General features: G+C 53.3%; 4 protein-coding genes. 1 reads left to right on the top strand and 3 read right to left on the bottom strand.

Annotated features, from left to right (window positions below; genetic code table 11):
* Positions 1–355: TonB-dependent receptor plug domain-containing protein (locus tag AD948_RS07600; protein ID WP_156478981.1), on the bottom strand; the 355-nt coding region annotated here is incomplete at its 3' end.
* A gap of 1298 nt (positions 356–1653) precedes the next feature.
* Complete coding sequence (locus tag AD948_RS07595) at positions 1654–3315, bottom strand: alginate export family protein (RefSeq protein ID WP_248845959.1); 1662 nt, start codon at positions 3313–3315, stop codon at positions 1654–1656.
* A 417-nt stretch (positions 3316–3732) separates the two neighbouring features.
* Between AD948_RS07595 and AD948_RS07590 the strand changes: the two genes are divergently transcribed.
* Positions 3733–4758 (top strand): sulfate ABC transporter substrate-binding protein, encoded by a 1026-nt coding sequence (locus tag AD948_RS07590; protein ID WP_006557846.1) that lies wholly within the window; start codon positions 3733–3735, stop codon positions 4756–4758.
* Positions 4759–4865: 107 nt separating this feature from the next.
* Here the strand turns inward: AD948_RS07590 and AD948_RS07585 are convergent, their stop codons facing one another.
* The gene (locus AD948_RS07585; RefSeq protein WP_061471369.1) at positions 4866–6173 is read right to left on the bottom strand and encodes a mechanosensitive ion channel family protein; all 1308 of its coding nucleotides are present in this window, start codon (positions 6171–6173) and stop codon (positions 4866–4868) included.
* Between the last annotated feature and the right edge of the window lie 125 nt (positions 6174–6298).

The raw sequence follows: 6298 nt of genomic DNA, 5'->3' as shown, positions 1-6298 counted from the left end.
GGTTTTCCGGATCGACGATTTCCTGCGGATAGACGGCATAGCTGCCGATATCGTTGATGGGGAAGCCTTCCAGCGTGAAGCCGATCTGGCTTTCGGTCAGACCGCGCATGCTGACATGGCCGCCGGAAAGCCCCATCGGGTCGGTGGAGGTGGTGTTCACGCCTGGCAGCATTTCAATGAGCTGCATGGGGTTCAGGCCGGGAGCCTGTTTCTGGATGAATTCGGATGTGACGGTGGAGCGTGACTTGGCCGCGTCTTCCTTGATCATCAGACCGCCGCCCACTGACCGATGCCGCGCCCCTTTGACATCAAGGTTCTCAGGCGCCTGATCCGTCGGCGCTGTCGATCCCATCATCGATGGCTGAGAAGAAGACGCAGCCGCTACTGCCGGTTTGACCTGGCGGACAGGTTTTTCGCTTCCATCACTCTGCACGCTTGCTGGAGCGGCGAGTGCGCTTGCCGCAGGAATGGCAAAGCTGATCAATGCTGAGGTTGTAAGAAGGCGGCGCATGAAGGAGGGCATTGGGTACTGTCCACATCAGCTGGAAAAATGGGGGCGTGAAGTCACAGAATGACAAGGCCGCATCATTACGATAAAACAACATCAAGGAACACACAGAAATCAGGGCAGAGATGTGTTTCATGCATGGTCGTGTCAAATTGGTAACAGTCTTTCCGCTGAGCCGGGACGTTTCTGTGGCTCCTGCCCCGGAGCATCTGTGCAAATGGTCAGGTATTGGAGGCGAACGTGGGGCGGCCCCATTTCATGCAGAGGTCGATGCATAGGGAAAGGTTGTGGGGCAATGCTGGATGATATTGTATTCCATAAAAATGGATTGGAGATATGTTTGGGTTTTTAATGATATTCTTCAGTTAATTAAATTATTTCTATGAATAGTTTATGTTTATTCCATTTAATGTGACATTATTTGTACATTTACATGTAAACTTTTTTGAATGAGGCGATGTTTATCTGAGTATAGTGCTCAAACCGGTCTTTGATATTCATATTGTCTTCTGATTGAACAGCGGCTTGCACCATCATGACGCGCGGGCGTTATTCAACGAACCTGGTTATGTGATCCAGCATGGCGGTGTTGGGCTTGCAATACCGAACAAGCATTTGTCATTGGTTTGTAGTGTGTCAGCAGGCCAATGAATAAGCGGAGGGGACTTGAGTGCCCTGCTTCCCGACTTGCGGGCTGTATTGTGAGCAGTCGCTGGAAGGAAAAGTGAGGGGCGCTCAGTAAGGATGGGCGATAGCGCACAGGGCGTCTAGTTTCGGAAAGCGGAGCGTTGATTGCGGATCATGGTATGAAGAGAAAGAAGGGATGAACGCCGCTTGGCAACTGCTATCCTTGGGGGACTGGCTTGAATGCGTCATTCCAGACAGGCCGGAAGGGTTGAGAGAGCGCCATTCTTATGGGCAACCGGTTTCAGGTGCCGGTGAAAGAGTACGAGGGTCGTGCTGCAATGGCCATCGTCTCGCCTAATGTTGTTTTGCAGGTTCTCTGTTCAAGTAAATGGTAAACTTTACGCAAAGATCATTATTTTTCAGTGATTTTGTAATTTACGAATGGGGTTCAAGCAGGCATCTCCCTGATTTTTTGCTGACAGGATGTCGTGCAATCAGGGGTGCCTGCTATGAACATGTTAAAACCGGAAAACGAAGTTTGACTGGTAATAGGTCGCGCTTGATCCGCCTGCACGGTTGAGGCTGTGCGACGTCATGAAACGGGACACATATTGCGTCCAGGAAAGATGGGGCGTGATCTGCCATGTCAGCGAGGCCTGAGGGGCCATGCCAATGAATTTTCCATCAAAATTGTGGGCGAACGTATAAAACCCTGAGGACCGGTAAATGGGGTCCTGCGTGCTGTAACGCCAGAAAAGAGGATATTTAACTTGTAGGCTGAGAGATTTCACAAATGTGGCCCGCACTAATGGCGCAAAACTGATCAGGTTGGAACCTGTCATGTAGGTTGTGGTGTCCAGATAGTTGGTCTGCGGATTGAAGGGGGAAATATAAGTACCAATGGTGCCGGAATTCTTGTTTTTGTTTCCCCCGGAATAGACATCGGTCTGTAGCCCCAGAAAGGTGTGGAACGGATTTTTGGGCAAGCGGTATCCGACAAGGGTGTTGATGGCATAACTGCTGACAGAGCGGGCTTCATTGGTTTTGGCATACCGGAAGACGCCACCCTGCCAGATTCCGCCAAGGGAAAATTCAAAAGGTCCGGCAATACCATGCCAGCGGATGCCAAAATTGTTGCGGGTGTTGGAGCCATTGCTGCTACCGGTAGCGGTTGCAATGGCGCCGCTGGAGCCGGACAGTTTATAGCCAATATAAAAGGCATCCAGAAAGGAATAGGTCCGGTCTCCCATGAAATGTCCATCCGGTGCGGACCATGTCATGTTGAAACCATAAAGGCGGGTATTATAGTTTTCGGTATCCCGAAACATTTTTGTATAGCTGTCATTGGTCTGGACAAAATCCCACCCATCAATGCGCAGGCGCGGCCAGACCATATAGGCGCGAAACCCGTTCCACGAGAGCGGGACGTTCGGCGTTTCCCGATTGTAGAGCATGTAAGAAGGAGCATCCAGAAACTGCTGGCGGCCAAACATGAAGCCACTTTTTGCGCCAAGCATGCTCCAGCGGGTTTCAATGAAGGCCTGCTGGACATCAAGGCGTTTTCTGTAAGTGGTGCCGTACCCGTATCCGTTCCATCCGCCTGCATCCGCATTGATAAGCTGACCAAACAGGCGCACGTGGGACCCAAGGTGCAGATCCGCGCCATACAGATTTCTCACGCCGAAGCGGCCGGAATCATTATTTTTCTGTGTACCCAGATTGGGGCGGCTTTCAAACCAGTTGCGTAACCGGGTCTCGCCAGAAAAACTGAGCCAGATTGAGCCGCTGTTGTTCAGGGCAATATATTTCAGAATATCAAAAGGATCGGTCCGTTTGCTTTTGTCACGCAGGCGGCTCCAGTCTTCTGCCCAAGGGGCAACGCCGTATTGCCCCACAGGGCCGAATCCTGCTGCTTCACCATTACCCCGGTTGAAGACGCCCCAGTCATATTGCCGTCCGGAAGAGCGCCCTTGCGCCCCGGTTGTGCGGATGGGCTGTCCGGTTGGGGTTGCGTGAGGGTACAGGACAATGTGGGGCAACGGTGCGGTGTGAACGGTGATCTGTTCCCCTGAATGGGATGGAAGCGGAGCAGCAGCCTTTGCCGCAGAAGGCGCCGTTTGTACTGATGCCGGGGGCGGTGCAGGGGTGGAAAGACCGGCAGAAGTAGGGGGCGCTGCCATGGCTGGAGACGCCATGAGGCAGAGCGCCGAAGAGGAGGCGAGAGAGAGGAGGCGCTGAACTGCAGAAGGTTGAAAACCGACCATGGGATTTTCCAGAAAAGGCGTAGACACAAATTGAACGAAATCTAATCGTAACAAAAAAGAATATGCATATCACGAATATGAACGCAATATACAAATAACAACGATTTATGATGATTATATGGAGTTCAGCCAAAAAACGCGCCAAATTGGCGGAAAGGTGGCGGTTCAAAAGGCGTATGAGGATGAAGGATAAGGGTTATCAAAAAATACTATGAGTTATGTTTTTACTTGACGAATAATATACAAATGATACCGTGAATTAGGCGCTGACGTTCCAAGGTTTGCCAAGGCTACCGAAAAGACACGCGCAAGGAAGATGGAGAGACAATTACAGTGTCAGATATCCTGTCACGGCGCGCGTTTCTGGGTGCCGCAGCTTTGGTTGGTGGTGTAACCGCCGGTTTTGCTTTCCGGCCCGCAAAGGCGGATACGCTCCGGTTGCTGAATGTATCTTACGATCCTACGCGTGAATTGTATGCGGACATCAACAAGGCCTTCGCAGCAGCATACACCAAAGCACATGCAGATAGTTCTGTTTTTGTAAGAACCTCCAATGGTGGTTCCGGGGCGCAGGCGCGCTCCGTTCTGGAAGGCGCTCCGGCAGATATTGTTACGCTTGGTTTAGCCTATGATATTGATATCCTAGCCCAGCATGGCCTGCTTGCGCAGGACTGGCAGAAGCGCCTGCCACATAATTCCACGCCGTTTACCAGCACGATTGTTTTTCTGGTCAGGAAGGGAAATCCCAAAAACATTCATGACTGGCCGGATCTGATCCGGGATGATGTGAAGGTTGTTACGCCTAACCCCAAAACATCCGGTGGGGCGCGGTGGAACTATCTGGCTGCGTGGGGATGGGCACTGCGTCAACCTGGTGGGTCTGAAGAAACTGCACGTGCTTATCTGAAGGCGCTTTTCAAGCATGTCCCCGTGCTGGATACAGGCGCGCGGGGCGCGACAAACAGCTTTGTGCAGCGCGGATTGGGGGATGTTCTGCTTGCGTGGGAAGATGAGGCTCTTCTCGCTGCCAAGGATATCGGCCCGGACCAGTTTGATATTGTCGTGCCCAAAATGACCATTCTGGCCGAGCCGCCAGTGGCTGTGGTGGATAAAAACGTGGCCCAGCATGGCACTCAGGCCGCGGCACAGGCCTATGTTGAGTTTCTGTTTTCGCCCGAAGGGCAACGGATTGGCGCGAAACATTATTTCCGCCCGGTGGACCCCACTGTCGCGGCTGAAAGCGCGAGCCGTTTTCCAAAAGTGGAAACATTTGACATTGCCAGTCTGGGCGGGTGGGCCACAGTTCAGAAAAAGCATTTTGGCGATAACGGCATCTTTGATCAGATTTATCAGGGCTGACACAGGCGGAAAAGACGTTCTGATGGCAGGCGCGGCCCAGAGGGGCCGCTTCCTTTTCTGATATAAAAACCTCTGGCTGACCGTCCTGAACAGAATGTTCTCTTTAGTTAGAGAGGGCGGAATGCTGTTTGGGGTGGGATGGGTGGCTGAGAGGCTGATTTTGATGGGGCCGGGGGCGTGTCAAATGGTCCAAACGGGCCCTTGGGCACACCGGCAGGCCAGTTGCTCATGGCGGGATGATCCATCGTAGGGAATGGCGCTTGTAGCGCACCCTGTTCCGTTGGTGTCATGGCGAAGCGGTTGCGGGGCAAGGCTTCCGGGCAATCGTCACACATCCACCGAATGATTTTTTCCCGAATCTCGCAGCGGAGATCCCAGCTTCTGATGGCCGTGCGTGCGCTGGCCGTAACGCGGATAATCATGGTTTGGTCTGTGCAGTCAGCAACCTGCGCGCTGAAATCTTTTCCTGTCCATTGTGGGCAGCCCCGTACAATTTCTTCCAGCTTGGCGCGGATACGATCCATGGGGGCGCGGTAGTCCACATGCAGATAGACTGCGCCAATCAGCTCTGCCGAGTTGTAGGTCCAGTTCTCAAAAGGTGTGTCGAGAAAATAGGCAATAGGCACAATACGCCTGCGCCAGTCCCATGAACGCAGCACCACATAGGTGGACGTGATTTCCTCCACCCATGTCCAGTCTCCCTGAAACGCAATCAGGTCCCCCATGCGGATGGGTTGCGTCATGGCAATCTGAACACCGGCAAACAGGTTGACCAGAATGGGGCGCGCCGCAAGGCCCGCAATCAGGGATGCGGCACCTGCCGAAGCAAACAGGCTGAGCCCATATTCCCTGACCGGCTCAAACGTAATCAACTCCGCGCTGACCGTGAGTACGCAGATCAGAATTTCCGCCACCCGGCGGAGCAGACGTACCTGTGTGGCATGTTTGCGGGCCAGAATATCATCATCCTGATCGGCTTCGGCAAAGCGCACCAGATAGGCGTCTGAAATCACCCGTGTTGTCAGCAGGGTGCCCAGGCCCATGACGGCCACAAAACTCATCAACAGGAGATGCGCGACCGTATCCAGCAGGTCTCCGCGCAGGCCGCAGGCGGGAAGGGCCACGCTCATGGCCAGAATGACAACGGTCAGCCGGACAGGACGCCGCATGGTGCGTGTGAAGGACCGAACAAAGGCCCCGCGTTTGGCACCGGGAATACGCATCAGAATGCGGTCTGTGACCAGACGGCTGAGAAGCGCTGCGCAAAGACCGATGAGGGCAAGGACCAGAAGAGAGACCAGCGAAGGAGGAAGCCAGCTCAGCCATGTGCGGAAGGAAGAGACAAGAGGAGTCAGTTTGGTCTGAATGGTCTCCGCCATGGGTTCATGCTGGAGGGTGGTGGATGTGATGGACATAAAGAGAAGTAGGAACCTTGCCGTAAACGAATAAAAAATGCGGGCGCTACGCTGCTCCTGAAATGCCAGCGTTAAAAAAAGAGAGAGGGGGCTAGATGAAAGACGCCTGAGCAACAAAGAGGTTC

The sequence above is a fragment of the Acetobacter senegalensis genome, from assembly GCF_001580995.1.
GTDB classification, from domain to species: Bacteria; Pseudomonadota; Alphaproteobacteria; order Acetobacterales; family Acetobacteraceae; genus Acetobacter; species Acetobacter senegalensis.
The sequence above is the reverse complement of the archived record's forward strand: the minus strand, read 5'-3'. Positions and strand labels throughout refer to the sequence as shown.

Excerpts from the sequence above, each read along its gene's own strand:
- AD948_RS07585 (WP_061471369.1), bottom strand. The coding sequence starts at position 6,173 with ATGTCCATCACATCCACCACCCTCCAGCATGAACCCATGGCGGAGACC.
- AD948_RS07595 (WP_248845959.1), bottom strand. The coding sequence starts at position 3,315 with ATGGCAGCGCCCCCTACTTCTGCCGGTCTTTCCACCCCTGCACCGCCC.